Genomic DNA, 26,741 nt, shown 5'->3' with positions numbered 1-26,741 from the left:
GCGGTTCGTAGGGGTCGTACGCCTCAGGGGAGAAGGCGTCGGGCGACTCCGCGGACGCATCGGAGTACTGCGGCTCCGAGGGCTGCTGGTCAGAGGTGGGCCGCCCGTGATCAGTGGGCGGCTGCGCCTGGGAACCGGCCTCTTCGGGCCAGGACCGTGCTGCGGTGGATCCCGTCGCCCCCCATCCGTCGTCCAGCTTGCCGGCGAAGGTCCAACTCCACGAAGTGTTGTCCGTGCCCTCGGATGTGGGGAGTCGATACGGGCTCGCCGAGCTCTTCGGCTCCTGCGTGGCCGCGCCGGAGCCCCCGTCCTCGGGTGCCGCGGAGCTGTCGACCTCTCCCGGCTCCTCAGGGGCCGTGGAACTCTCCGGGATATCCGTGTCGGCCTGCGGCTCCTCGGCCGCCGGCGCCTCTGGCGGGGCCGACTCACCTGAATGCGGGCCTTCGGGGTCGGGCGGAGGCGAGGGCCGCTCGTCCCCCTGCCCTGGAGTCCACCTCTCGTCCACGCCGATTCGTCCTTCCGCTCGCCCAATACGAGATCGCCCCGCGTCCCTTGGGCCGGGACAGCGGGGCGAGGATGTCTAAGTGGCCGATGTGGCGGTCGCCTCTCGGCGCGTGGCACAACGCGGTTCCAGGTGACCGTGCGGCCATCCGGCTGGGCGGAGACCGCACGCGGTATTCCGCGAAGGCAATAGGTGAGGCCCGGGGGACACTTGCTACCACACCGGCCACCAGAGACTCTAACCTATTGCGTCCGCCTGATGTTCCCGCGTCCCGTATCGGAACCGTGCGGAGGAGATCACAATCAGGCGTAGCGGCGACGGTCAGCCGGACTCTCCGCGGGCGATCCGGACCATCTCGTCACGGGAGCGGACCTTGATGCGCTTGCGGCCGTGCGGTTCGCCGAGCGACTCCTCGTGGGCCTCCAGGCGCTGCCATCCCTCCCACGTCGTGTAGGGCACGTGGCGCTCCTCCAGCAGCCGCAGGAAGGAGACCGGGTCGGGGTCGGGCGCCGGGGCGAACGACGCGCGGTCGGCCACGAGGTTTCCGACGGTTTCCAGCGCATCGCCTTTGGTGTGTCCGATGAGGCCGACCGGCCCCCGTTTGATCCAACCGGTCGCGTAGACCCCGGGGATCGGCTGCTCGTCCAGGTCGAGTACGCGCCCTCCGTCGTTGGGGACGACGCCCTGCTCCTCGTCGAACGGCAGGCCGGCGGCGGGAGAACCGAGATAGCCGATCGCCCGGTAGACGGCCTGCACCTCGTGGTCGACGAACTCGCCAGTTCCGCGTACCCGCCCTCCGCCGGCGGGCTCCATACGTTCGGTGCGCAGGCCGCTGACCCGGTCCTGGCCGAGGATCGCCACCGGACTGTGCAGGAAGTGTAGGTGCAGGCGGCGCTCTTCGCCGCGCGGGTCGCGGATCGCCCAGTTCTGCAGCACCTTGACGTTCGTCTTGACCTGGTTGGACTCCTCGATGGCGGCGAGGCTGTCATCGTCGAGCTCGAAGTCCTCGGGGTGGACGATCACTTCCACCCCCGGCTGCTTGTCCAGCTCGCGCAGCTCCATGGGGGTGAACTTGGCTTGGGCGATACCGCGCCGGGCGAAGACGTGCACGTCGGTGATCTTCTTGGCGCGCAGCCCCTCGTGCACGTTATCGGTGATGTCGGTATCGAGCAGGTCGTCGGCGTTCTTAGCGAGGATCCGGGCGACGTCGACGGCCACGTTTCCGGCGCCGATGACCGCGACACTGGACCCGTCGACCCGCCAGGAGGAGGAGACGTCGGGGTGGCTGTCGTACCAGAAGACGAAATCGGCCGCCCCGTGGCTGCCGGGGAGGTCGGCGCCGGGAATGTCCAGGGGGCGGTCGCGGTCGGACCCGGTGGCGAAGATGACGGCGTCATAGTGCCGGCGCAGGTCCTCCAGCTTGAGGTCGACGCCGTACTCGACGTTGCCGAGGAAACGGATCCCGGGTTTGTCCAGGATCTTGTGGAGCGCCCCCTGGATCTGCTTGATGCGCGGGTGGTCGGGTGCCACGCCGTAGCGCACCAGGCCGTAGGGGGTCGGAAGCTTCTCCAGGATGTCGATGCTGACAGGGAGCCCCTCGGCGGCCAGGGTTTCGTTCTTGGTCAGCAGGTCCGCCGCGTAGATACCCGCGGGGCCCGACCCCACGATCCCCACTCGCAGTGGTCGCGTCATTGACAGGCTCCATTCTTCGCGTCTGCTCGGGGCGCCACGGCGGGCCCGCGTCCTTCCGCATTCCACACCACCGGACACGGTGGCACAGGCAAGGCTAACCTAAATAATCGGGATTGTCCCATTAAACCGACTACGAAGATAGACAATCGGTTCCGCCGCGGCCGTACTGGGGGTAGCCAATGCTTACCTGGTGCTTCCGACGCACGTCACCCGGGTGATCCGTCCTCAGGGCGCGGCCGACGCGCGGTTTCGCGACAATCGACCCGCAGCGCGTGTGGAGTGCCTCACATCGACGGTGAGCTCGACGCCCGTGCGCGGTGAGACCGGACACAACCGGAGAGCGGCTCCGCTGTCCCGCCGGTCCTCTCGACCGCGGGGCGGAACCGGGCAAGCGCCTACCGATGATCGTACGGGAGTGTCCCGGCTTTCAGGTCGGGGGTGGATCGTATCCCTAACCAGGCCGGAGGCTAGTCCGGTCTGGTTTGCTGCGAGATGTAGTCCTTGACGAGGGGCAGCGGAGCGCCACCACACGAGCCCGCGAAATACGACGGTGACCAGAACCGCCCCTGTAGCACCGCTTGGTTCACCCTTCCGGTGAACTCTGAACGCAACCGGCGCGACGATACCCCTTTAAGGCTGTTGACCAGTACCGACAGCGCAACCTTGGGCGGGTAGTATACCAACAGGTGAACGTGGTCGTGTTCACCATTGAAGTCGCGTAACTCGGTTCCGAAGTCGGCGCACACGTCGCGCATGACCTCCTCGCATCGGGCGAGCATGGCGTCATCGAAGACGCCCCCGCGGTATTTGGTGACGAACACCAAGTGCGCGTGAAGGGTGAAGACTCCCGATCGGGCATGGCTGTCGGAGGTTTCAGCGGTCGTTCTTCAACAGTCGTTGCGGGACCTGGACACCGCCTACCGGAACTTCTTCGAATCGTTGAAGGGCACGCGTCCGCGCATGGGCGCACCCCGGTTCAAGTCCCGCAAAGACCGACGTCAAGCCGTCGGACTGGCCGTGTCAGCCTGTGGAGCGCAGGTAAGCCCCGAGCATGCTCAGGCCCAGCGAGGCGAAGCAGGAACCCACCAAGACCCGGACCTGCGGGTAGTAGGAATCCCGGGCCTAAAGGCCCAGGAGGATGTCAACGGTTCCCCTCCAGCTCGGCCTTGACCGAGGCGGCGAACCGCGGCACCTGCTGCTGGCCGGACAGCCGCTGGATGGCCGCCATAATGGCGTCGGTGGCGGACCTGCGCGAGCGAGCGCGGCCGGCTTCCCCCGCCCACGGGGAGAGGTCCACCGCGGGGCCGAAACGGACACCGATTCGGCGGAACGCGGGGGTCCGGGCGCCGGCCGGCAGGATGCGGTCGGTTCCGGACAGCGCGAGGGGCACCACCGGAGCGCCAGAGCTCAGAGCCAGCCACGCCAGCCCGGTCTGGCCGCGGTACAGCCGGCCGTCGGGGGAGCGGGTGCCCTCGGGGAAGATCCCGAAGGCGGTGCCCTCCTTCAGCACCCGGAGGCTGTTCTCCATCGCCTCCTGAGAGCTCTGCCCGGGACGGCGGTCGATCGAGAGCTGGCCGATCGCGCGCAGTGCGCGGGTGAAAGTGCGCTGGACGAGGGTGCCTTCCGCGAACAGTTCCCGCTTGGCGATGAAGACGACCGGACGCGGAACGGCCACGCCGATAAAGAGCGGGTCGATGTTGGACAGGTGGTTGGAGGCGAGGATCACCGGCCCCTGTGGGGGGATGTGGTGGGTGCCTTCCACGTGCAACGGCCACATGGCCCGCGTGGCCGGTGCGATGGCCAGTTTGGCGGCCCCGTACAGCGACACTGCGCGTCCCCTCTCCTCTGATGTGCCGGTCGAGCAGGCGCCGCAGGCAGCGGCGCCGACCTGACATTATCGAGGTCGCCGGAACCGTGCGGACCTGGGATAGGCGACCGGGACGATCACGCCGGTTCGGAACGCGAAGGAAAACGGACGGCGCCGCATGGCCGCGGGGACAGCGGCGGTACTCCTCGGCGCCGCGGCCGGGTCTTCCGTGAGCAGGTTCCGAGCTGGTTTACCGTGGGGTTCAGCCTTTAGGGAGCGCCTATGGCCAGGTCACCTGCTGGGGAGCCGGTGCTGACGCGCGTCGTGCGCGTGCTGGACGCCTTCGAGCAGGACGGTCCCGCGTTGACCGTGTCCCAGATCGCGCGCCGCGCCGATCTGCCTGTCGCCACCGCGCACCGCCTGGTGAGCGAGCTGGTGGAGATGGGGCCGCTGGAGCGGGACTCCGACCGGCTGCGGAAGGCGATGGCGACAGCGAGCGGCTGCAGACGACGGCCGCCCTGATGGAGCAGTACGGGATCGTCGACGAGCCGTTCAACGTCAGCGACATGATCATCGGGTCCTGAGCATGCCCGGCGCCCCGGTCCGGCGGCACCGGACCGGGAGCCTGGGGCCGGCCCCGCCCTTGGCGTGCCGCCGGCCGTTCCCCGCCGGCGCCGGTCGAGGCGTTTGCGCCAAAGGGTGGGTGACACGGGTCTCACGCGCTAGGGTGCGGTCTAGACCTCTTGTGAGGTCGGAGGTTGACCACAGTCCGGCGCAGGCCCCGAGCAGGGTGGGCGCAGGGCGCGCAGAGAAGAGGGCGGAACAGTGACGCACCTGGTCGACGTCAGCCATCAGGTCACCGATGGGATGACCACTTATCCAGGCTTGCCCGGGCCCGTCATCGAGGACTATCTGACCTTCGAGGACTCCCAGCGCAACTATGCCCCTGGTACCGAGTTCAGCATCGCGCGCGTCTCGATGGTGGCGAACACCGGCACCTATCTGGATACGCCGGCCCACCGCTACCGCGAGGGCGCGGACCTGGCTGATCTCGAACTGGAGAAGGTCGCCGGGCTGCCGGGTGTGGTCGTGACGGCGGAGGCGGGGCAGCGCGCGGTCGGCTCGGACTCCTTCGAGGGCGTCGACGTTCAGGACAGGGCCGTTCTCATCCGGACGGGGTGGGACCGCCACTGGAGGACCGAGCGGTACGGCGATCCCGAACACCCCTACCTGACCGAAGAAGGAGCCAAGACGCTGGTGGGAGCGGGTGCGGTACTCGTCGGCATCGACTCGGTCAACATCGACGACACCTCTCCCCACTGCGGCGGCGCGCGGCCGGCGCACTCGACACTGCTGGCGGCCGGTGTCCCGGTGGTCGAGCACCTGCGCGACCTCGACCGACTGCCCGCGGCGGGATTCACGTTCTTCGCGGTCCCGGTGAAGATGCGCGGCCTGGCCACCTTCCCGGTCCGCGCTTTCGCCATGGTCGAGTGAGCGGAGCCGCCGCCCGGCCGCCCCAGCGTGCCGGCGCGGTTCAGAGGTCGGCGTCGACCTCCTCCCGGGCGCGGCGCTTCTCGCGCTGCGCCCGGCGCTCCTCCTGCAACGCCGCCGCCCGGGTGTCCTCGGCCACCGCGGTGCGCATCGACGCCGAGAGCGCGCGCAGCTCCCTGTTGATCTGCGGATAGTCCACCAGCCGCGGCAGCGCGCCCAGCCGCGGGGTGCGCCTCTCCCGCATCGCTGACATCAGTTCCTGGAACGCCAGGTCCAGGCGCTGCAGCGTGATATGCGAGGCCGAGGGCGGATTCTCCAGCGCCAGCGCCGCCAACGCCAGGTAACCGGTTCGCTGGGCCGCGACCACCACCGGCCACAGCGGCCGGGTCGCCGTGGCGCGCGGTACGTCGCCGATGGCGCTGTCATAGACACCGCGCAGGCTCACCAGGGCCGCACGCAGATCCCGTCGGAGGCGGTATCGCCGTTCCGGGCCGAGCCCGACATCGGGGTCGAGAACCGCCGTGATCGAGGTCCGAGCGTGGTCGAGAACATCGATGATGGTCTGCGGCAATCGGGTCGCCGAAGCCCGGCGCCACAGCAGTACCGCCCCCGCCATCCCGGCTATCGAACCAAAGAGGGTGTCGACGACGCGCTCCTGGGCGAGCGCCTCCACGGGATAGGGCGCGGCGGTGTGGGCCAGCAGCAGCGCCATCGGAGTGAGGAAGAACGTGGCGTGGAAGAAGTTCCGGGTGACCGTGAACTGGGCGAGCCCGTGGAAGAGCGCGGCCAGGCCGATGACCGCGGGCATCGGCGGGGCTAGGAGGAGCAGGCCGGCGCCGATGACGACGCCCAGCAGCGTCCCGAGCGCGCGCTGCATGGAGCGGTTCACGGTCAGTACCACGTTTCCGCCCTGCAGGACCGCGGTCGTGGTGATCGAGATCCAGTAGAAGCGGTCGATCCCCAGCGCGAGCCCGGCGACCCCGGCCAGCGCGACCGTGATCCCCATCCGCAGCGCGGTCGGCCGGATCAGCGACTCCCGGCTCAGGCTGGAGCGGAACGAGTCCGTCAGCGACGGGAAGCGCGTGTCGTACAGTTCCAGGCCTTGCCCGTCGCTCTCGTGCTCGGGGCGGCGCGCGGCCTGGGCCGCGCGGGACAGCTGGTTGTAGAGCCTGGACTCCAGGGAGCGCGGGCGCAGACCCTTGCGCAGCTCGTCGAGGTCGTCAGGATCCGGGCAGAGCGTGGGTCTGGCCACGGTAGCGGCCAGAGCATCGGCGAAGCGGGCGGCCTCCTCGGGGAGAGGTTTGATGCGGGCCATGGAGACGTCGGTGGCCGCGAGGTGGATGTCGGAGACCCAGCGCAGCAGGGCGCGCAGCCGCGCGGCGGCCGGAGTGTCGCGGTATCCGCGCGACTGGGCCAGGAGCATGATCCGCCACGCCTGCGCGACCGCGACCGACGCCTCGTGCTGGACATGGTCGAGCCGGGGCGTGCCGATCGCCCGCAGCAGGGCCGCCAGCTGCACGAACGCCTGCGCGACCGCCTGGTTCTCCGGGCGCCGGCCACGCGGCAGCGCCCCCGACATCGACACCAGCCAGCCCATGGCCGCGCCGAGCGCGGCGATACCGGCGTGCAGCGGAACCTCCGCGAGCCCGCCCGGAGCGATCGTGGAGATCGCGCCGACCAGCACGAAGAAGAGCGGGCCGGGACGGTCGACGCGCAGTGCCTGGCAGAGCCAGGTGGCGACGCCGGCCACCACTCCGATGGTCACCGCGGCCGCCCACGGATTGAGCGCGGACAGCGACCCCAGCGTCACGCTGCCGACGAACCCCAGACCGACGAGGGACAGAGCGATGGCCCGGTACCCGTAAGGAGTGTTCTTCTCATACAGGACCGTCATGGAGCCCAGCGCGGCGAGTGTCCCGAGCTGCGGACCGAACAGGAACGTTCCCAGGGCGAAGGAGACCGCCATGGCGACCGCGGCCTGGAAACCGGTGGCCCAGCCCCACCCGCCGGAACCGAGACCGAAGATCGCGGCGAGGTCCACCCGGTACCGCGGCCGGTCGGCGACCCGCGGCCGGCCCCTCTCCGGCGGCCGCCACTCGGGCCCCTCGTGCGTGGAATCGCCGGACTCACCGCTGCTCGCCGCCTCCTGGTCTCGCACATCCCCAATGGTAGGAGGGGTCGCGATCTCCGATGACGCCGGCTACACGGGCGTTCTTGCAGCGGCTTCGGCGGTCCTGGCGTTGTCGGAGCCGGAACGCCGAGCGCCTCGGAACCTTAGGCGGTCACGGCCGGTGCTGCGCGGCGCTCTCCGAAGCGCCGCGCAGCCGTTTGAGTTCGGACGCGGCGTCGTCGAACTGCTGTTCAGCGCGCTCGGCGCGACGGACGGTCTGCGCGCGGGCATCCTCAACGGCCGCGAGCCGCTCGGCCGCGGACTCCCTCGCCTCGGCGAGGACACGCTCCGCCGCGGCACGCTGATCGTCGAGTTCGGCCCTGAGACGAGAGCGTTCCTGCTCCGCCCCGGAACGGGTGCGTTCCAACTCGGCCGAAAGCCGATCGCGTTCGGCAGCCAGGTCAGTGGCCCGGTCACGCGCGCGTTCCGCGGCGGACTCGGCGCGCTCGGCCCGGCGTTCCGCCTCCTCGCGACCACGGCTCTGCTCCGTCAGCAGCCCCTGGAGACGCTCCTGTTCGGCCGCCGCCTGCCGGCGGACCTCGGAGAGCTCCCGCCGGGCGCGCTCCCGCTCCGCTTCCAGCTCCTCAGCGACCCGCTGCTCGGCGGCCCGGACACGGCGCTCGGCATCGGCCAGGCCCGCGTTTCCCTCAGCGACAGCCGCGTCGCGCTCCTCAGCGGCCCGCTTTGCGCGCACCAGCGCGCGATCGCGCTCGGCCAGCCCGGCTTCACGCCGGGAGACGGCCTCATCGGTCATGCGCTCGGCAGCCCCGGCCGCAGCGACCGCCGAGGCCGCGGCCTCCCGCGCCCTTCCGCGCTCCTGTTCGGCCTCGCGGCGGCGGTTCTCCGCCTCCAGCCGGGCGCCGTCCGCCTCCGCGACCCGCCGGGCGGCATCCAACCGGGCCGCCTCGACCTGAGCCTCAGCGCTGGCCGGGTCGCTCATGGTGCCGAAAGCCTCCGTGGCGGCGTTCAGCGTCGCGGTGAGCTGCTCCGCCTGGACCGCGAAACGGGTCAGCAGATCATCAGCGCGCAGCCGGGCACTGCTGACGGGAGCGGGATCGGCCGAACCGACCGGAGGGCCATCCGGTGAGGAGGCGGAGCCCCGGGAGACCCCCTCCTCCTCAGCGGAACGCTGCCGCTCCGCGGCCTCCTGCTGCAGCCGCTGACGCTCCCGCCAAGCGCGCCAGCGGGTGTGCTCGGGCAGGTCGCAGTACTCCGGCGGCCGACCGGGAGAGGAACCACGCGGGACAGGACGCTCGCACCCGGGAAAGTTGCAGGTGTTCGCGTCGGTGCTACCTTGCGCGCTCACGTTCCTCACTCTCTGCGCCGCCGGTGCGGGGGCCACCAGGACGAGACTAGCGGTTCGGCCGGGAAGAGCCGTTCCTCGGCGGGCCGGACCGCCGCCTCGGACACGGAGCCGCGCCGCGGTGCGGACCCGCACGAACGAGGCACAAGAGGGATGCGTAGATTCGCGGCATGACCGCCACCGCGATCGGCTCCGCGCGCAGGCGCGCGCACCGGAGCCCGCGCACTCCCCGGACCGCGGGATCGAGCGCCGCAGCGGCCCCATCGGCCGCGCCCGGCGGAGCGGTGACGGACACGGCGCCCGGAACGCGCGGATCCCGCCGGGATCCGGATGAGCACCCGGGCCCCGGCGGGATCCGCGCCGCGCGTATGCGGCGATACTGGCCGTGCGTGTCAGTCGTGCGCGCCGACCCCCACGATCCGGCAGACCATGGTCGTCACGAAGGGGCGGAACCCCTCCTGCTCGAAAAAGCGGATGTCGTCGGAGCTCGTCGCGAGCGCCGACAGCTCGATCTCGCGGATTCCGAGAGCGCCCAGCTGCCGCCGGACCTCCTCCAGCAGTCCGGAGCCCACACCGGTGCCGGTGTGCTCCGGGGGAACCGCGAGAGTCTGGACGACACCGACCCGCTCGCCCCGGTCCCACGATCCCTGCTGGCTCTCGCGGATCGTCACCATGGCGTAGCCGACGGGCTCGCCGCCGCGTTCGGCGAGCACCGCAAGGGTGTCGGGGTCGGCCAGCCAGTTCAGGTACTGGCTCCGCCGACGCCGCCAGGACTCATCGGCCCCCACGGAGATGATGACGTCCTCCAGGTGCGGGGCGACCGCGGTGTGCTGCTCGTGTACGGCGGTCCAGAGTTCGGCGAGCTCGTCGATCTCGCGCGGTCCGAGGTAGCGGAAACGCAGCATGTCCGAAACACCCACATGTGGTTTGGTCGCCAACGAAGATTCCATCTTTTTCTCACCCGTTCCACCCGCATCGACGCCGCTCAACCCCCGCTTTGGTCCATACCAATCTCGGTGGTGAGCTGTACATCCAAGCGTATGTGCCGACCTCGCGGGCGCGTTGGAGGACACGAAGAAAAGGAGGGGGTGTAATGACGACAGAGAAATTTTCTCCGTTTTTCACGATCCTGGGTCCGGGGGGCGTCGGCGGTCTGCTGGCGGGCCTCCTGGCGCGCCGGAGCCACCCGGTGACCGTCGTCGCCGGCGGGTCCACCGCCGCGCGGATCGCCTCCGAGGGGCTGCGGGTGGAATCGGCCGCCTTCGGCGACTTCACGGCCCGCGTCGCCGCCCGTCCTCGGCTGCGGCGACTCCCGGACGCGTCGGAGCGCGCCCGCCATGTGCTGTTCGTGGCGCCGAAGGGGACGTCTCTTTCCGCCGCTCTCGACCGGGTCCCCCCGGAGGCCGCGGCCGACGCCCTCATCGTCCCGCTGCTGAACGGATTCGAGCACATGGAGCTCCTCCGGTCGCGCTACCCGCGCTCGCTTGTGGCCGGCGCCGCGATCCACGTGGGAGCCGCCCGTGTCGCCCCCGGGCACATCGAACACACCAGCCCTTACACACGGGTGGAGCTCGCCGGGTCCGCGGCGGCGGGGGAGCGGACCGAGACGCTCTCCGCGGTGCTGCGTGATGCCGGCGTCGGAGTGCGGCTCGTCGAGGACGAGGAGCGCGTGCTCTGGGAGAAGTACGGTTTCCTGCTGCCGACCGCCCTGGTCTGCGCGCACACGGGGCTGCCCATCGGCGAGGCCCGCGTGCGCCACCGCACCGACATGGTGGGGGTGGTGGAGGAGGTGGCCGCGGTGGCCTCCGCCAGAGGCGTTCCCCTGGACACCGCCGCGATCATCGCCATGGCCGACGAACGCCCGGCCCACACCAAGCCGTCGATGCTGTTCGACCGCGAGACGGGGCGGCCCATGGAGCTCGACCCCCTGGGCGGTGCGCTGCTGCGCGCGGCGGAACGCGCCGGGGTCGACACCCCCACCACCGCGCGCATCGTCGCCGGCCTGCGTGCGGTCGACCGCGCACGGCTCTCGTAGACCGGGCCCCGTAACGCGGACCGGCGTTCCCGTATCGTGGAGTCCGACCGTTTCGGCTACCGGGGCGCGGGCTCCGCGGCCTGCCACGGAACCGTGATGCCGACCGCTGGTGCGGAGCGGGCCGGAGCCGAGACAGCCACTCTCACGATGGACAAGGGGCGCAGCGATGTCTCAACCCCTCGGAAACGCCGGCTCCGACCAGTCGCCTCCCCCCACTTTCCCCGGACGCATCACCGTCCTGGGTCCGGGGGGCGTCGGCGGTCTGCTGGCGGGGCTCCTGGCGCGCGACGGCCGCGAGGTGACGGTCGTCGCCACCGAATCCACGGCGGCGCACATCGCCTCCGAGGGACTGCGGGTGGACTCCGCCGTCTTCGGCGACTTCACCGCCGAGGTCGAGGCCGTCAGCCAGGCGACCGCCCCCACGGACGTTCTCGTCGTCGGCTGTAAGGCGACCTCCCTTGACGCCGCCCTGCGCCGGGTACCGGCCGAGTGCGTCTCCGGTGCGCTCGTGCTCCCGCTGCTCAACGGCCTTGAGCACATGGCCGTCCTGCGGTCGTGCTACCCCGGGGCGCACGTTCCCGCCGCCGCGATCCGGGTGGAGTCGACACGCGTCGCTCCCGGACGCATCGTGCAGAGCAGCCCGTTCACCATGCTCGACATCGCATGCTCCGGCGTGCCGGCCGAACGCGTCGAGGCGCTGGCCGAGGCCGTGCGGACCACCGGCTTCTCGGTCCAGGTGCACGACGGCGAGAACGCCGAGAACACCGTCCTCTGGACGAAGCTCCATGTCCTGCTGCCCATGGCGCTGGTCTGCGCGCATTCGGGCCTGCCCGTCGAGGGCGCGCGCACGACGCGTCGAGACGACCTCGCCGGGGTGGCCGGCGAAGTCGCCGATACCGCCGTCCGCCTCGGGGTGCGCCTCGACACCGCCGGGGTCCTAGCGATGGTCGACGCGATCCCGGGCCGGACCAAACCCTCGATGCTGCGCGACCGGGAGGCGGGGCGGCCGATGGAGGTCGACGCCTTGGGCGGCGCCCTCCTGCGGGCGGCCCGACGCGTCGGCGCTGACACCCCCGTAGCGGCCCGGATCGTCGCCGAACTGGAGCGCGTCGACCGCGCGTCGGCGCCCGCGACCTCCTGAGGCGGTACGGGCGGCCCTTCAGCGGAGAATTCGGCCGGACCAGGGAGTTCAGCGATCGGCTAAGGTCGGGCCAGTCATGAGCGAGAAAACTGATCTGGAACTCCTCCGGCAGTACGAGCCGGTGCTGAAGTACACCCGGGGCGAGCTGTTCTTCCCCACCGGCATCGAGGCCTACCTGAACTGCTGCAGCCTGTGGGTCGGGGACGACGAGGACAGGGAACGCGAGGTCGTCCCCGCTGGGGAGCTCACGGTGGAGCGCCTGGCCGGCGCCGAGGAGGAGTGGCCGGGCCGGTACAAGCACCTGCGGTTCGTCCAGGAGGCGTCCCTGGCGGCCGAGGCGCGGCGGTTCCGGCACGGCACGCGGCCGGAGATCCCGAAGAGCGGCCGGCTGGCGGCCGTCGGCGTCTTCGGGCGCATCCTCGACGTTCTGGTCAAGTTCTCGCTGCTGATCCGCGGTGCGGTTCCGGGCGGTCTCGCGGCGGCGGCCGTGACCCGCTACCGGGAGTACGTGGACGACGGCGGGGCCACCTACTACGGCCGGGTGGTCCGCGAAGGCGGCTACATCGTCCTGCAGTACTGGCTCTTCTACGCCATGAACGACTGGCGCTCCATATACGGCGGCGTCAACGACCACGAGGCCGACTGGGAGAAGGTCACCGTCTACCTCGTCGAAGCCCCCGATGGCGGTACCCGTCCGATGTGGGTCGGGGCGTCGTCCCACGAGTACACCGGGGACGACCTGCGGCGCGGCTGGAACGATCCGGACCTCTACCGCGAGGGCGACCACCCGGTGATCTTCGTGGGCGCCGGCTCGCACTCCCATCAGATGCTGCCCGGCGACTACCTGATCCAGGTCGACCCGGCCGTGCTGCGCGGCGTCGTGCGTTCCTGGCGGCGCCTCACCGAGCGGCTGTTCCCCAGCACCAGCGCGATCGTGCGCCACGGCATCGGGGTTCCGTTCGTCGACTACGCGAGGGGAGACGGCACGCGGGTCGGCTCCGGAGGGGACCGGGAGTGGCGGGCCGTGGTCATCGACGACGAGACCCCGTGGGTGCGCGGTTTCCGCGGCCTCTGGGGACGCGACACCCGCGATTTCTTCGATGGGGAGCGCGCACCAAGCGGGCCGCGCTATGAGCGCGACGGCACCATCCGCGGTTCCTGGGCGGATCCGCTGGCCTGGGGCGGGCTGCACAAGACCCCTCCAAGCGAGGACGTCGCGCGCGCCGAGCTCAAAGAGCACCTGGGCCGGCTGGACGAGGAGATCAGGGAGATCGACGTCGAGATCGCCCGGCGGCGATCCGAGCTCCGGCGGCTGTCCTCCGCCCAGCTGGTGCTGTCGCGCTCTGCCCACACCAGGGCACGGGCGCGCGAGTACACCGAGCAGATCCGCTCGGAGGAACGGGAGTTGGCCGAGGTCTACCGGCGGCGCGCGCTGGCGTCCGACGAGCGCGACACGCACCACGCGGCGCTGGACGGCGGCGAACCCCTCGAACCCGGGCCGAAGGACCACCTGCGCTCGCCGCACCTGCCCTACGCCTCGGGCGAGCACCGCCCTACTCGCTTCGTACACGTCTGGGCGGCGCTGAGCACCCCGCTGCTGATCATCGCGCTGTCCGCCATGCTGCTGCTCCAGGGGCCCTACACGGTGCCGGCGATGATCGGCGTGGTCCTGCTGTTCGCGATGTTCGACAGCTTCGCCCGCCGGAAGCTGCTGTCGTTCCTGGCGGGACTGGCGGCCTTCACCGTCGTGATCGTCGTGATAGCCGCGGTCATCTGGGTGTTCACGGTGAACTGGCGGATCGCCTGATGGTGCCGCTTACTTTCGTCGTCGCCGTGCTTCTCGTGGTGAACATCCGGGACCTGCTGCGCAAGTGACGGCGAGCCTACGGCTGGTGCGGCCGGTTCCCGGCGGCGCCTGCTCTCAGAGCCGTCGCACGCGTCCCGGCCCCGCGGATTCGGTGCCGCGCGCCGCGGCTCCTCCCATCTGCCGAGTGCCGAGTGCCGGTTGCCGCGTGAACCGTATCCAGTCATCGGCGGCGGGGTGCGGCCCTCGGGGGCACGGAGGGTCGCACCGGTTTCGTACCTGGCTCCCCTCTTCCGCGCCTGCCGGAACGGCCGTCGGCGGCCCGGCCGGCGCGGAGCGGGAGGACGGGAGCGACCGGAGGCGCGGCCTCCCGTCGAGGGGGAGAAAACGCGCGCTTTCGGAGGTCCTCCGTTCTGCGCACGGTGAGTGCCGTCGCCTTCGCCGGGTACCGAATGGCGCCCACCGGTCAGGTGGAAGTTCGACGGCGATCCGGATTCCCGATCGCCTTGCCGAGTCATTCCTGCCGGATAACAGGCGGCCGCACCGAATGATATTGGTCTGACTCTCCGTGTAAAGGCCCGGTGCGCGTGCTCGTTCCCTCCGAAACCGGTGACCGTGCCGGATGGGATTTCGGCGCACTGGTCGAGCGGTTCCCTCGATAACCGGTGTGGACTGCGGATCTCTCCCGACTTCTGGTGAACGGCACCCCACTGGACGGCTCTCCCGTGTTTTCGGATTACCTCGGGCCGGCGCGAATGCGGTGTCCTATTTCACCGGGTGGTTTATCCGCACACTTTTTACCGGAAAGAGGAGTCGGGGGAAGGGGGGCGGGCGGCCGCGTCCGCCGGTGGAGCCCTGCTGAAGGTGACCTGCGGGGCGCTGCGCGTTCGACTGTGCCCGCACCACATGACCACGTGCGCGGTCAACGCATCACGGGAAAGGAGCCAGGCCCGTCGCGCGGATGGTGATGTTGAGCCGACCGGACGCGAGCCCGCAGTCGGGGTCGGTACTGCCCGGTCGGGTACGGGGCACGCCGTGATAGGCCCGCCTGGAGGGGCCGCCGAACACGAACAGGTCGCCGCTGCGCAGTTCGATGTCGGTGTAGGGGCGGCCGCGCGTCTCGGTGTTGCCGAACCGGAAGACGCAGGTGTCGCCGAGGCTGAGCGAGACGACGGGGACGTCGGCCGGTTCCTCGCGGTCCTGGTGCATCCCCATTCTGGCCTCGGCGCCGTAGTAGTTGATCAGGGCGACGTCGTAGTCGGGGGCATTGCCGGGCAACGGAGCACCGCAGGCCTCCCGGACCCCGGCGCGGGCGAGGTCCCCGAGCAACCGCGGAAACGGGGCGACCGGACCGGCGCCGGGGACCTCGCGCGAGTAACGGTAGGGCTCCCAGTACCAACCGAGCGCGGTCATCTGCACGCTCATCGTGCCGCCGCGCGGTGTGCGGTGCCTGCGCATCCCGCCGGGGCCGCCCGCCCATTCCCGGCAGCGCTCGACCAGCTCGCGCTGACTCCGGATGTCCAACCACCCGGGTACGTGCACCGCACCGGGCGCGACAGTGACGGCCCCTGCCTCGAAGAGCGGTTCGCTCATGCGAACGGTCTTCCCGCCGGAGCGGGAACGTGCACCTCGGAGCCGTCGGGATCTGCGGGTGAGCGCGGCGACCGTCCCGCCGTGTTCGCGCCTTCCCGCGGAGCACGCCGCGCGTCCGCGGGCCGGAGGAGCGCCAAGCTGCGCGTTTTGCCCGGACCTGGGATCGTCTTTGCTCGGATGTTCCCGCCCGTGGCCGATCCTGGGCGGCCGGGGCGCCGGGTCCCGGAGAACGCAGGGAAGGGAACGGCATGGCCAGGACCGACCACCCGATCCATGTGGAGCACCCGCACACCCACGGCCCGGGGTGCGGGCACGTCGCCGTCCGGACGCCGTGGTGCGCCGGCTCCGAGGCCGAGAAGCCCGGCGGCCGCGCGCGAACGCAAGGCGGGGAAGGGGCGTGCGCGAGCGGTCCGGTTTCTCGTCATTCTGCGGCTGACACCCGTCTTCGACCTGCGTATGATGGTGAGGGCTAGGGGAAGAGAGCGCATCGTCGAGGAACGCGGCGCTCTGCTGTGCGAACCGGGCCCGTGCATCACGGAGGTCCGCGACCTCCCGGTGGAGAGGCACCTTCCTGCGGCGGAACCGGTGTGAGCCATCGCCCACCCGGTCTCCGCTCCGCGAAGGACTTTGGGCCCGTGCAGTGCGGCACTGTAGATCTGCACAATAAAACCCCGGAATCCCACCCCTGACGGACGGGTTCACCGTGTTCATCGCAGCGGGTCCGAGAACGGAACTCGGGGCCATACCGAGCCGTTCCCGGTAAGACGCCGATTTCGCGAAACGGTGCCCGGACAGTCGCGGAGGCGTTACGATCTTCTGCGCGGGGGGGTAATGGAGAAGCTACTCGGGGTCGCATGGAGAGGCGGAGCTGCGTGTCCGGACGAGATCGGGAACGCTTCGAGTGTGCGGAGGCCGTAGTCGTTCCCGTTTGCGGTGAGATCGATATCGCCACCGCCGACGGGATGCGCGAGCAGCTGCTGCACGCTGCCCGGTGTTCCCGCGGCGCCTGTGTGGTCGTCGACCTGTCGGGTGTGGACTTCTTCGACGCCAGTGCCGTCCGCGCTCTGATGGCCGTCTACCGGTTGCTCACCCGGGACGGGAGACACGTACTCCTCGCCGAGCCGCAGCCTGTGGTCATGCGCACCCTCCAGGCGCTCGGTCTGCAGAAGACCTTCGAGATCTATCCCATCGTGGAGATGGCGCTCACCCACGCGCGCAGCGCCCGACTCGCCGGCGGGGCCAAGCGCGTTTCGGGAAGTGAGTGAGCAGGCGCCCGCCGTCCCACGGATGAATCACCGCCGACCACCGCGGTTGCTGTCCAAACTGCCGTAACAGCGCCGTGTTCGCAGGTCCGCGCCACTGCTGCCCCGTGGATCGTGGCAGCCCCGACCGTCGGCCCCGCCTTTCCAGTGCGGCCGTCCGGCGCGCCGCCGTTTCCCGCGGCCAGCCGTCCGAGTTCGGCGCCGACGGCGCTTTCCGCCCCCACCACCGCGCAGGAGGAACCGGAAACCTCGCCGCGCCGCTGTCCGGGAAGTCCTTAATTCCGGATGCGCGTCAATGGGGGTTTTCTGACCGTATTCGGACGAAATTCACCCCATGATACCCCCTTTGCCGTCGTTCGTGATCATGCTTTTCTGCGCCGCGTCCCTCTATTCTCCATAAGGGAGGCATGAGGCGAATGTCCCGACATGGGAAGAGTGTCGCTTCTACGTGTTCCGGAATGACCAGGAGGAACGTACTCCGGGGCGCAGTGGTGCTCGGTGGAGGGGCCGCGCTGCTCAGCGGTGCCACGGTGCTCGGAAGCTCCATGAACGAGGCTGCCGCGTCAAGCACGCTGCAGGCCGAACCGACCGTCTTCACCCGGAGCGACTGGGGCGCGTTCGGCTCCGCCGCCGCAGGTAGTCACCGCACCGCCGAACTACATCGTCGTCCACCACACGGCGGCCCCGAACAGCACGGACTACTCGCAGGCGCACGCCTTCGCGCTGTCCCGTTCGATCCAGGACCACCACATGGACAGCAACGGGTGGTCCGACACCGGCCAGCAGCTCACCATCAGCCGCGGCGGCTACATCATGGAGGGCCGCAACAGGTCACTGGAGGCCGTCCGCAGAGGTGAGCATGTGGTCGGTGCGCACGTCGCGAACCACAACTCCGAGGCCGTCGGTATCGAGAACGATGGAACCTACACCTCCGAACCGCCGACCGGTGCCCTCTGGGACTCGCTGGTCGAAACCGTCGCGTGGCTGGTCGCCCAGTACGGAGTCAGCCCGGCCAACGTCGTCGGCCACCGCGCCCTCGGCGCTACCGAGTGCCCGGGGGACCGCCTCTACGGGGTGCTCGACGACCTGCGAGCCGCGGTCAGCGCGGCAGTGGCCGAAATGGGCGTGTCGGACTCCGACCTCAGGACCACCCCGCTGCCGCCTTCGCCCGGAGCCCCGGAGAACGAACCGGAGCAGGAGTTCTACCATGGGCCGGCGCTGGGAGTCCGCGACCCGAACGACGAGGAGGAAGGGTAGCCCGACGCCCCTCGGACGAAGGGGCGGACCACGCAGAGGGCCGGCGGTGATGTGGCAGGCGGTCCCTGAGCGGACAGGCGCGCCGGTACACCGGGAGAGGTGCCGGTTCCCGAGTGGTCAGGCGTAGCGGGTGCCGGGGCGCAGACCGTCCCCGGGCACCCGCTACGCCCTCACTCCTCGGCCCAGCCCTGGTCCCGCTTGATCTGCTTCTTCAGCAGCTTTCCGGCGGCGTTGCGCGGCAGCTCCTCCACGGTGATCCGGATGTGCCCGGGGACCTTGAACGCGGCGATCCGCGACTCCAAGTGGTGCCGCAGATCGTCGGCGCCCAGCCGGTACCCGGGCAGTGGCCGCACCACGGCTGCGACCTCCTCGCCGTAGACGTCGTGCGGTACACCGACCACCGCCACCTCACCCACCGCGGGGTGCTCGTGGATCGCGGCCTCCACCTCGGCGCAGTAGACGTTCTCCCCGCCGCGGATGATCATGTCTTTGGCGCGGTCGACGATGTAGAGGAACCCCTCCTCGTCCAGGTGTCCAAGGTCGCCGGTGCGCAGCCAGCCGTCGACGAAGGTCTCGGCGGTGGCGTCGGGTCTTCCCCAGTAGCCGAGGACCACGCCGGGGCCGTTCAGCCAGACCTCGCCGATTTCCCCCGGTGGCAGCTCCGCGCCCGCCGGATCGACGATCTTGACGTCCACGGTGGCCACCGGGGCCCCGCAGCTCTCCGGGCGAAGCAGGTAATCGCTGCCTCCGTTGACCACTGCGGTCGCCGAGCATTCGGTCAGTCCGTACCCCTGGCCGAGCAGGAGTTCGTGCAGGGTACTGCGAGCGCGCGAAACCAGTGCCGGGGGCGCCGGCGCACCGCCGCTGCCAAGGACGAGCAGGCTGGACAGGTCGTAGTCGGTGAGCCGGGGAAAGGCCAGCAGCTGCGAGATCATCGCGGGAACGGCGGTGATCGAGGTGATCCGCTCCCGTTCGATCAACCGCAGCGCCTCCTCGGTCTCCCACTTGTACATCAGCACCAGGGCACCGCCCCTGTAGAGCGTGGGCAGCATGACCGTTTGCGCCCCGGTGGTGTGGAACAACGGCAGCGCGCACAGGATCGACGGAGTGGGCAGCGCGTCCCGGAACGCCTGGTAACCGCTCAGTTCCAGGCCGAGCCGCATGAGCGCGCGGGCCCGGGTGAACTCCCCTGAGACGATGTTGGTGACCATGTTGCGGTGCGAGCCGACCGCCCCTTTCGGCACGCCCGTGGTCCCCGATGTGTAGAAGATGGTCGCCGGGTCGTCCGGAGTAGGGGCGGCCGCGGGCAGCCGTGCGTCGCCGGGGATCTCGCCGAGCACCTCCCTCCATGTCCGGATGCCCTCTGGCAGAGGGCCGTCCGCGCGTACGGCGAGGGCGGGGATCGCGAGTCCGGGCAGCGCACCGGCCAGGCGCTCGATCCGCTCGCCGTCGGCGACGAGCAGTTTGGCGCCGCTGTCTGCCAGGCCGAACTCCAGCTCATCGGCGGTCCACCACGAGTTGAGGGGCACCACGATCGCGCCGATGCTCACCGTGGCGAAGAACGCGACCACCCACTCGGGGTAGTTCCGCATGGCCACCGCGACCCGGTCGCCCTCGGCCACCCCGTAGACGTCGACGAGCCGGTGCGCCAGCGTGGCCGCGGTCCGGTAGTACTCGGCGTGGGACATCCTCTCCTCGCCGTACACCAGGGCGGGCGTGTCGCCGTGCTCCAGGCTGGCCTCCAGGCAGGCGCGCAGGTGCGAAGGGGCGTGTCTCCAGACGCGGGTGGGTCTGCCGCTGATCTCGGCCGTGTCCGTTTCGAACGGGCTGCCGCCGGTGAGAAGCCGGGTGGTGACCGCTGCCAACGAACGCAGCGGGCGCGGGATGTTCGGATCCGTCATGTCCACTCCGATCGATCGGTTCCCCGGCAGGGCCCGGGGAGCAAGGGGCGGGACGGCGACCGCGGACCGCTCCGCCCTGTCAGTCGAACCGGATCAGCGAGCGTGCGCCTTTGCCGTCCCGCATCCGCCGGAAGGCATCGGGGAGGTCGTCGAGAGCGATCTCATCGGTCACCAGGCCGCGGGATCGATGCCGCCATCGCGCACGTGCCCCGCAAGAACAGGGATGTCGCGGGCCGGGTCGCAGGATCCGTACACGCAGCCGCGCAGGGTGCGGGCGAAGTGGAAGAGTTCCAGGGCGCTGAACCCCGCTATGTCCTCCTTCGCGCCGACTCCGACAACGGTCGTGCTCCCCCCGCGCCGGGTCATGCTCCAGGCCGTGCGGATGGCCTTGGAGGACCCGACGACCTCGAACGCGTGGTCCACCCCGCGGCCGCCGGTGAGCGCCCGGACCTCCTTCGCCAGCGTGTCGCTCGCGGTCGCGAAGTGGGTCGCCCCCGTCTCGCGCGCCAGCCCCTCCTTGTCCGGGGAGAGGTCGACAGCGATCACCGGATCGGCACCGGCGAGCCGCGCGGCCTGCACGGCGGCCAACCCGACCCCGCCCAGGCCGACGACGGCCACGGAGTCGCCCGCACGGACCTTCGCGGAGTTGGTGACGGCGCCCCATCCGGTCAGCACCGCGCACCCCAGGAGCGCGGCGGCACCGGTGTCGAGCCTTCGGGCAGCGGGACGATCGCCTTGGCCGGCACGATCGTTGCTTCGGCGAACGCGGCCGTTCCCAGGCCCGCGTAGACGGGCGTCCCGTCGGACAGGGCTGCGTAGGGATTCCGGGCCGCTTCGGTGGCGTATTCGCACAGGTAGGGCTCGCCGTGCTCGCAGAACCAGCAGGAGCGGCACGGCGGCGCCCAGTTGAGGATGGCCCGCTGGCCGGGCTCGACTCCCTCCGCGCCGGGACCGGTCGCCTCGACCGTGCCCACCCCTTCGTGACCGAGCACGGCGGGCATCGGCTGCGGGAGGGTGCCGTCGGACAGCGACAGGTCGGAGTGGCAGACGCCCGCTGCCGCGAGGCGGACCCGGACCTGACCCGGTCCGGGATCGGGCAGCGCCACTTCGTCGATACGCGGCGCCTCACCGCTGCCGGTGAAGACTGCGGCCTTGACAGTCGTGGTCATCGGTGTCTCCCGGGTGCGTCCTGCTCTGTCCGACGTGCTGAAGACCCTATAAGACCAACTGGTCGGTAACCAGAAGGGGCGTCCGGGAACGCTCGGTGAACACCGGTTCCCGGGTATAGGACGGCTATGACCGCGTCGTAGCCTCGGTCGGAGGGCAGGCTCGCGCCGGTTCACCGCCGGGGTGGAACCGGGCATGTGGCGTGGAACGTCGGTAGAGTCGCGTAACCATGTGAGAGGCGGGGTTGGCGGTGACCATTGTCGAGTTCCTCGAGGAGCGCCTCGGAGAGGACGAGTGGAACGCCTATCGCGGGAGCTTTCCAGGGCAGCGCGAACGGCAGCGCGCGCTCGCGGACATCCGGGCGAAACGGCGTATCGTGGCCGGCTATCAGGAGGCCTATCGTGCGTGCACCTCGGTGGTCGCCGTCCAGGCGAGCGCGGCCCATGGACAGGGGAGGGGACCGGACCCGGCCGACGCGGACGGCACCCTTTCGGCGCTCTGGGCGTGGCGCGAGGCCCTGAAGCACCTCGCGTCCGTCTACTCCGACCACCCTGACTACGATCGGACCTGGGAGTCCTGAGCCTCTGCCGCTTCCTCCGCAGGCCGCGGCGGGCCCGGCACGGCCGGTGGCACCCGTGCCGGGCACGGATCAGTCGGTGAACAGCTCCAGGTCCCATTCCTCGAGGATGGGCGCGACCGGCTGGAAGAAGGTGACACCGTCGGAGCTGCAGTCGCCCGAGCCGCCGGAGGTGACCCCTTGGGCCTGGTCGCCGCTGACGAACGATCCTCCGGAGTCACCGGGCTCGGCGCAGGCGTCGGTGCGGGTCAGGCCGTAGACGACCCCTTGGGGGTAGGTCACGGTCTGGTTCTTCGCCTCGACGGTGCCGCAGCGCCAGCCGGTGGTGGCTCCGGACCGGCAGATGGAGGCGCCGACCTGGGCCTCCTCGCTCCCGGTGACGGCCACCTCGCCGCCGTCGTAGTCGTTGACATAGGGCGTCGGGGACCAGTCGTCGTCGGTGACGACCCATCCGTGTCGCGCCCGGGGAAGGTGGAGCCGGCGACGGTTCCATTGCCGCCGTCGACTCCTTCCACGGGGGTGCCGGCGGAACCGCAGTGGCCGGCGGTGACGAATCCGCTCTCGTCGTCGCTCTCGGCCGAGAAGCCGACGGAGCACTGGCCGGCGCCGTCGATGATGTAGCCGTTGCCCCCGATGATCGGGGCGAACACCCGGGGCGCGGCGGCCCCCTCTGTGACACGTACCGCGTCGGCCTCCACACCGGCGTCGGCCACCAGCCCCTCCGCCGCCTCGCTCGCGCCGTTGTGGACGCTCACGACAACGGTGTCGGCGTCGATGTCGGTGTACCAGCCCTGCACGTTCGGGTCCGCGGAGGAGGCCTCGGCGTTCAGGGCTGCGACCATGTCGTCGAGCGCATCCTCGCCGTACTGCACGACCCTCGCCCGCGCGCCGGCCTCCTCGACGGCGGTGACCGCCGACGGGTCGGTGACCAGTACGGTGAGCTGCCGGGTCTCGATGTCGAACACGGCGCCGCCGAAGGCGCCGCCGATCGTATCGCGTATCCGCCGCTCCTGGTCGCGGGCGTGCTGCTCCTGTTCGAGCAGCCGCGGCACCTCGTCCGCGGGAAGGCCGAGGTCGCGTTGGAGCGCCTGCTCGAATGGGCCGGCGGTCGGTTCCGTGGACGCCGCGGCGGTTCCGGGCGCCACGGTGAGCAGTCCGGTGGCCGCCACGGCCGCGCCGAGTGACGTGGTCAGAGAGGATTTCCGCACGTTTCCTGCTCCTTGTTCGGAGAGAACGAGGCAGCCGCCGGACCGCGGTCCGGCGGCCGGTTCCGGCGGTGGGCCGTTCAGAGGTTGCCGCGTCCTGGTGGCCGGCCTGGCCGCGTGCCACCGACCGCTCCGTTCCGCAACGGAGTGGGAAGCGGTCGGGGACGGGCGCGGTCATACCGGACCGCCGTTGGCGGGGGTGGAGCCCGCAGTGCCCCCCTCATGCCGGAGTGCGCGGATGGCCGGGAAGCGCCGAAGCGCCGGGTGCGTCATGCTCAATCCGGGCCTCCTACTACTCGATTTCGGCACAGCGCTCAATGTGGCGAGTGCCACGAGCGTGGTTATTTTTGCGTATCGTAACCGTTACAGCACGTATACCACGCGCTGAGTGATTTTATGCATACATACTGTTGTCAAGGCGGTCGGTAGGGTCAGGAAGCGTGGTCACAAGACAGCAGAAGCGGTTGCCGCGTCAGATTCGGGAACAGCAGATGATCGATGCCGCTGTGCAGGTGTTCTCCCGCTCCGGGTACCACACCTCCAGCGTCGAGGAGATCGCCGAGGCTGCGGGCATCTCCAAACCGATGGTCTACATCTACCTCGGTTCCAAGGAGGGGGTCTTCACCGCCTGTATCCACAGGGAGGCCGACCGGCTGGTTCGGGCGCTGCGCGAGGCCGTCCGCCCCTATGACCCTCCCGAGCTCGGACTGTGGCAGGGGCTTGGGACGTTCTTCCGGTTCGTGGCGGACAACCGCGACAGCTGGAAGGTGCTCTACCAGCAGGCCAGGACCCAGGGCGAGCCTTTCTCCAAGGAGATCGCCGAAGCGCGCCGCCGGGTCATGGACGAGATCACCGCCCTGGTGGTGGCCGGGACGGAGCTGCCCGGAGGCGAACGAATCATCGCCCAGAGGGACGCCGAGATCCTGGCGCGCATGGCGGCGGGCGCCGCCGACGCGCTCACCGAATGGCTACTGGAGAATCCGGAGGAGACTCCGGAGAGCCTTTCGGAGCGGGTGATGAACCTCGCGCTCGCCGGTGTGGAACGCTTCCACACCGGCGATATTCAACAACCCTGACCTGCGCCCCTCCCGCCGGCACCTGGGGCCTGGTCCCCGGGCCTCCGGTCCAGGCGCGTGAGGGCGAACCACAGGCGCATCCGGTGCTCGGGGTCGGCGAGGTCGACCCCGAGGTCGCGTTCGATGCGGCCGATCCGGTAGCGCACGCTGTTGCGGTGGGAGTCCAGGTCGGCGGCGGTGCGGTCCCAATTGCCGTGCCGAGCCAGCCATACCCGCAACGTCGCCCGCAGGCTCGCGGCCGATTCGGTGTCCGCGGCGAGCGGCCCCAGGATCGTTCGAGCGGCACTGCGGGCCAGTTCCGGATCCAGCGCGGCCTCCAACGGGTCGGAACCGTCCGACCAGGCCTGCGGCGCTCCGGCGGAACGCGCGCGTTCCAGGAGCGAGGCGGCACGGCGGCTCGCGTCGGCGAGGCAGTCGGGGCCGGCGGGGTCGCTCAGAGCGGCCAGCCATCCCCTGCTCCGCAGTTCGGCGAGGAGGCTCGCCGCGGAGTCGCCGGGGTCGGCCAGTACCGCGCGGACCGTGTCGCCGCCGTCAGGTCCGGGGGCGTCGACGAGATCGGTACCGAGCAAGGAGGAGAGCGCGCCGTCTGAAGCGGGGCGGCCCTGCCTGCGGTCGACCCGTTCGGCGTGCAGGACGCGGTAGGCCGCGGCGTCCCCCGCGGTCAGCTCGCGCAGCAGGGGAGTGATGCCGTCGCCGGAGGCGGAGTCCAGGAGCAGCCGGGCGGCCAACTGCCGCAGGGCCCGGTCGGAGCCCGCTTCCTCCCGCGCCACCAGCCTGAGCAGTGCCACGGCCGTCCCGAGCACCGCGCGGTCGGTCACCCCTATGGGGGAGGGGCGGCCGATGATCAGCACCCCGGTCTCCTCCGGGGGCTCGCCGACGGTGTGCAGGAACAGTTCGTCGGCTCCCAGGCGCGCCTTGGCGCTGCGCGGCCCTCGGGGCTCGCGCAGCTTGCCGACAAGTCCCAGGACCTCGTCGTTGAGCGGCGGCACCGCCGCGCCGCGGGTGGTCTCCGTGCCGCTGACCAGCGCCGTCCAGCATTCCAGTGCCTCGGCGAGCGCCCGGACGACCCGGCCGGCCGGGTCGTCCGCTGTTACCGCCCTGGTGAGGGCACGGTGTGCCGCGCCGAGCCGGCGCAGGTCCTCCAGGTGCAGCTCCTCCAGCGCCTCGCCCACGGCCTGGCTGACGGCGACGAAGGGGGTGGTACCCGGCACTTCCAGGAGGGGCAGGCCGTGCGCGCGGCACCGCTCGACGAGTTCCGCGGGAACGGTGTCGTAAACCGGCGTGACTCCGAACCCGAGGGCGCTGACCCCGGCCTCCACCAGGCTCGCAACGTAGCGGTCGATGTCGGGCCCTGTCGTGGGGATGTTCACCCCGGCCGTCAGCAGCAGCTCGCCGCCGTTCACATAGGGTACCGGATCGGCGACCTCGCTGATGGCCGTCCACCTGATGCGCGGCCCCGCGCCGGCGACCGTGACGAGAGTGCGCAGCGCGAGCTCCGGTCGGCCCGCGGTCACCGCGTGCAGTGGGATCGTCTGCCGCTCCTGGGCGCCGTCACGGCCGCCGGTATCCGTTCGCACGTGGTTCTCCCCGCTCACACCCGGCCGTAGCGTTCTCCGCCCAACGGCGGTGGGTCGAATCGCACAGACGCACCGGGAGAGCGGTGCCATCCGTCTACTTATCCGGAGTGTAATCGCCACCTAGCATGCAGGAGGCTTCGGAGCTGGAGCCGTGCGGATCCAGCGGTAGCGCCCGCGCTCCATACGGGGCCGGGCGGGGGAGTGGAACAGTGAAGAGACAGTGAGGAACGGCCACATGACCTCTCCGATCGGACCGACGGATTCCAGCAGGGTGCCGCGCTTCGCGGGGCCTGCGACGTTCGCGCGCCTGCCGGGGCTCGACGAGGTCGGTGCCGCCGACATCGCGGTCGTGGGGGTGCCCTTCGACACCGGGGTCTCCTACCGGCCGGGGGCGCGGTTCGGCCCCGCGGGGATCCGGGAAGCCAGCCGGCTGCTACGGCCCTACCACCCGGCCCTGGACGTGGCGCCGTTCGCCAAGGTGCAGGTGGCCGATGGGGGCGACATCGCGGTGAACCCGTTCTCGATCAGTGAGGCGATCGAGACCGTGGACGCGGCCGCCGACGGTTACGCGCGGGCCGGCACCCGGATGGTGGTCCTGGGCGGGGACCACACGATCGCGCTGCCGCTGCTGCGTTCCCTGCACCGGCGGTACGGGCCGGTGGCGATGGTGCATTTCGACGCCCACCTGGACACTTGGGACACCTACTTCGGCGAGCCCTACACGCACGGGACCCCATTCCGCAGGGCGGTGGAGGAAGGGGTACTCGACACCGAGGCGATCTGCCATGTGGGGACACGCGGCCCGTTGTATGGGCCGCGGGACCTGCAGGAGGATCGCCGGTTCGGGTTCGGCATCGTCACCGCGGCCGACGTGCTGCGCCAGGGGGTGGACGCCGTCTCCCAGGCGTTGCGGGAGCGTGTGGGGTCGCGCCCGGTGTATGTGTCGGTGGACGTCGACGTGCTGGATCCGGCCTACGCGCCGGGGACGGGCACCCCCGAGGCGGGTGGACTCAGCAGCCGGGAACTGCTGGAGATCCTGCGTGGACTGGCCGGCTGCCACCTGGTGGGAGCCGACGTGGTCGAGGTGGCTCCGGCGTACGATCACGCGCAGATCACCGCGACAGCGGCGTCGCATGTCGCCTACGACCTGGTCAGCCTCCTCGCGCTGAACAGGGTCGAGT

The 26,741-nt window shown here is 70.7% G+C and carries 20 protein-coding genes and 2 pseudogenes; 10 read left to right on the top strand and 12 right to left on the bottom strand.

Annotation, left to right across the window (positions count from 1 at the left end):
• Positions 1 to 823: 823 nt before the first annotated feature.
• From VS93_RS16210 to VS93_RS16200, 3 genes are all read right to left on the bottom strand, one after another.
• Entirely contained in the window at positions 824 to 2,176 is a 1,353-nt protein-coding gene (locus tag VS93_RS16210; RefSeq protein WP_046470760.1) for an FAD-dependent oxidoreductase, read from the bottom strand.
• A 485-nt stretch (positions 2,177 to 2,661) separates the two neighbouring features.
• Positions 2,662 to 3,018 carry an IS200/IS605 family transposase gene (gene tnpA, locus VS93_RS16205; protein WP_046470759.1) on the bottom strand — a complete coding sequence of 119 codons (357 nt, stop codon included), beginning with the start codon at positions 3,016 to 3,018 and terminating at the stop codon, positions 2,662 to 2,664.
• A gap of 317 nt (positions 3,019 to 3,335) precedes the next feature.
• Entirely contained in the window at positions 3,336 to 4,022 is a 687-nt protein-coding gene (locus VS93_RS16200) for a lysophospholipid acyltransferase family protein (protein WP_046470758.1), read from the bottom strand.
• A 261-nt stretch (positions 4,023 to 4,283) separates the two neighbouring features.
• Between VS93_RS16200 and VS93_RS16195 the strand changes: the two genes are divergently transcribed.
• Together VS93_RS16195 and VS93_RS16190 are read left to right on the top strand one after the other, a co-directional pair.
• Entirely contained in the window at positions 4,284 to 4,523 is a 240-nt protein-coding gene (locus tag VS93_RS16195; protein WP_082126931.1) for a helix-turn-helix domain-containing protein, read from the top strand.
• Between the two features lie 303 nt (positions 4,524 to 4,826).
• Entirely contained in the window at positions 4,827 to 5,495 is a 669-nt protein-coding gene (locus tag VS93_RS16190) for a cyclase family protein (RefSeq protein ID WP_082126930.1), read from the top strand.
• 40 nt (positions 5,496 to 5,535) lie between these two features.
• Here VS93_RS16190 and VS93_RS16185 read toward each other — a convergent pair whose 3' ends face one another.
• From VS93_RS16185 to VS93_RS16175, 3 genes are all read right to left on the bottom strand, one after another.
• Positions 5,536 to 7,650, bottom strand: a complete 2,115-nt coding sequence (locus VS93_RS16185; RefSeq protein ID WP_394298828.1) for an FUSC family protein — start codon at positions 7,648 to 7,650, stop codon at positions 5,536 to 5,538.
• Between the two features lie 124 nt (positions 7,651 to 7,774).
• The gene (locus tag VS93_RS16180) at positions 7,775 to 8,968 is read right to left on the bottom strand and encodes a coiled-coil domain-containing protein (RefSeq protein ID WP_046470756.1); all 1,194 of its coding nucleotides are present in this window, start codon (positions 8,966 to 8,968) and stop codon (positions 7,775 to 7,777) included.
• 389 nt (positions 8,969 to 9,357) lie between these two features.
• Positions 9,358 to 9,870 carry a GNAT family N-acetyltransferase gene (locus tag VS93_RS16175; RefSeq protein WP_046470779.1) on the bottom strand — a complete coding sequence of 171 codons (513 nt, stop codon included), beginning with the start codon at positions 9,868 to 9,870 and terminating at the stop codon, positions 9,358 to 9,360.
• Between the two features lie 188 nt (positions 9,871 to 10,058).
• On the opposite strand from VS93_RS16175, the gene VS93_RS16170 reads away from it, so the two are divergent.
• From VS93_RS16170 to VS93_RS16160, 3 genes and pseudogenes are all read left to right on the top strand, one after another.
• A complete protein-coding gene (locus VS93_RS16170) occupies positions 10,059 to 11,000 on the top strand; it encodes a ketopantoate reductase family protein (protein WP_046470755.1) in 942 nt (313 codons plus the stop codon).
• Positions 11,001 to 11,166: 166 nt separating this feature from the next.
• Positions 11,167 to 12,141: a ketopantoate reductase family protein gene (locus tag VS93_RS16165; protein ID WP_046470754.1), complete on the top strand. Its 975-nt coding sequence runs from the start codon at positions 11,167 to 11,169 to the stop codon at positions 12,139 to 12,141.
• A gap of 76 nt (positions 12,142 to 12,217) precedes the next feature.
• A pseudogene (locus VS93_RS16160) lies at positions 12,218 to 14,016 on the top strand (hypothetical protein).
• Positions 14,017 to 14,875: 859 nt separating this feature from the next.
• On the opposite strand, the gene VS93_RS16155 reads toward VS93_RS16160, so the two are convergent.
• A complete protein-coding gene (locus VS93_RS16155; RefSeq protein WP_046470753.1) occupies positions 14,876 to 15,538 on the bottom strand; it encodes an alpha-ketoglutarate-dependent dioxygenase AlkB family protein in 663 nt (220 codons plus the stop codon).
• Between the two features lie 872 nt (positions 15,539 to 16,410).
• Between VS93_RS16155 and VS93_RS16150 the strand changes: the two genes are divergently transcribed.
• Positions 16,411 to 16,803: an STAS domain-containing protein gene (locus tag VS93_RS16150; RefSeq protein ID WP_269082865.1), complete on the top strand. Its 393-nt coding sequence runs from the start codon at positions 16,411 to 16,413 to the stop codon at positions 16,801 to 16,803.
• 552 nt (positions 16,804 to 17,355) lie between these two features.
• Entirely contained in the window at positions 17,356 to 18,057 is a 702-nt protein-coding gene (locus VS93_RS16145) for a peptidoglycan recognition protein family protein (protein WP_338022755.1), read from the top strand.
• 170 nt (positions 18,058 to 18,227) lie between these two features.
• Here VS93_RS16145 and VS93_RS16140 read toward each other — a convergent pair whose 3' ends face one another.
• Positions 18,228 to 19,958, bottom strand: coding sequence for a class I adenylate-forming enzyme family protein (locus tag VS93_RS16140; RefSeq protein WP_046470751.1), 1,731 nt, complete (start codon positions 19,956 to 19,958; stop codon positions 18,228 to 18,230).
• A gap of 79 nt (positions 19,959 to 20,037) precedes the next feature.
• Positions 20,038 to 21,127, bottom strand: a pseudogene (locus VS93_RS16135) (zinc-binding dehydrogenase).
• Between the two features lie 248 nt (positions 21,128 to 21,375).
• Here VS93_RS16135 and VS93_RS16130 point away from each other — a divergent pair.
• Positions 21,376 to 21,705, top strand: a complete 330-nt coding sequence (locus VS93_RS16130; protein ID WP_046470778.1) for a DUF6221 family protein — start codon at positions 21,376 to 21,378, stop codon at positions 21,703 to 21,705.
• A gap of 69 nt (positions 21,706 to 21,774) precedes the next feature.
• On the opposite strand, the gene VS93_RS33035 is transcribed toward VS93_RS16130, so the two are convergent.
• Together VS93_RS33035 and VS93_RS16125 are read right to left on the bottom strand one after the other, a co-directional pair.
• On the bottom strand, positions 21,775 to 22,089 hold the full coding sequence (locus tag VS93_RS33035; protein ID WP_338022753.1) for a S1 family peptidase: 315 nt from the start codon (positions 22,087 to 22,089) through the stop codon (positions 21,775 to 21,777).
• Positions 21,981 to 22,910: an alpha-lytic protease prodomain-containing protein gene (locus VS93_RS16125; protein WP_338022752.1), complete on the bottom strand. Its 930-nt coding sequence runs from the start codon at positions 22,908 to 22,910 to the stop codon at positions 21,981 to 21,983. Before VS93_RS16125 ends, VS93_RS33035 begins: the two co-directional genes overlap by 109 nt.
• Positions 22,911 to 23,398: 488 nt before the next feature.
• Between VS93_RS16125 and VS93_RS16120 the strand changes: the two genes are divergently transcribed.
• On the top strand, positions 23,399 to 23,983 hold the full coding sequence (locus VS93_RS16120; protein ID WP_046470750.1) for a TetR/AcrR family transcriptional regulator: 585 nt from the start codon (positions 23,399 to 23,401) through the stop codon (positions 23,981 to 23,983).
• Here VS93_RS16120 and VS93_RS16115 read toward each other — a convergent pair.
• Positions 23,971 to 25,560, bottom strand: a complete 1,590-nt coding sequence (locus VS93_RS16115) for a PucR family transcriptional regulator (RefSeq protein ID WP_236700580.1) — start codon at positions 25,558 to 25,560, stop codon at positions 23,971 to 23,973. The genes VS93_RS16120 and VS93_RS16115 overlap by 13 nt on opposite strands.
• A 235-nt stretch (positions 25,561 to 25,795) precedes the next feature.
• On the opposite strand from VS93_RS16115, the gene speB reads away from it, so the two are divergent.
• On the top strand, positions 25,796 to 26,741 hold a 946-nt coding region (gene speB, locus VS93_RS16110; protein ID WP_046470749.1), incomplete at its 3' end, for an agmatinase.

Source organism: Allosalinactinospora lopnorensis, from assembly GCF_000981225.1.
Taxonomy (GTDB): Bacteria; Actinomycetota; Actinomycetes; order Streptosporangiales; family Streptosporangiaceae; genus Allosalinactinospora; species Allosalinactinospora lopnorensis.
The sequence above is the reverse complement of the archived record's forward strand: the minus strand, read 5'-3'. Positions and strand labels throughout refer to the sequence as shown.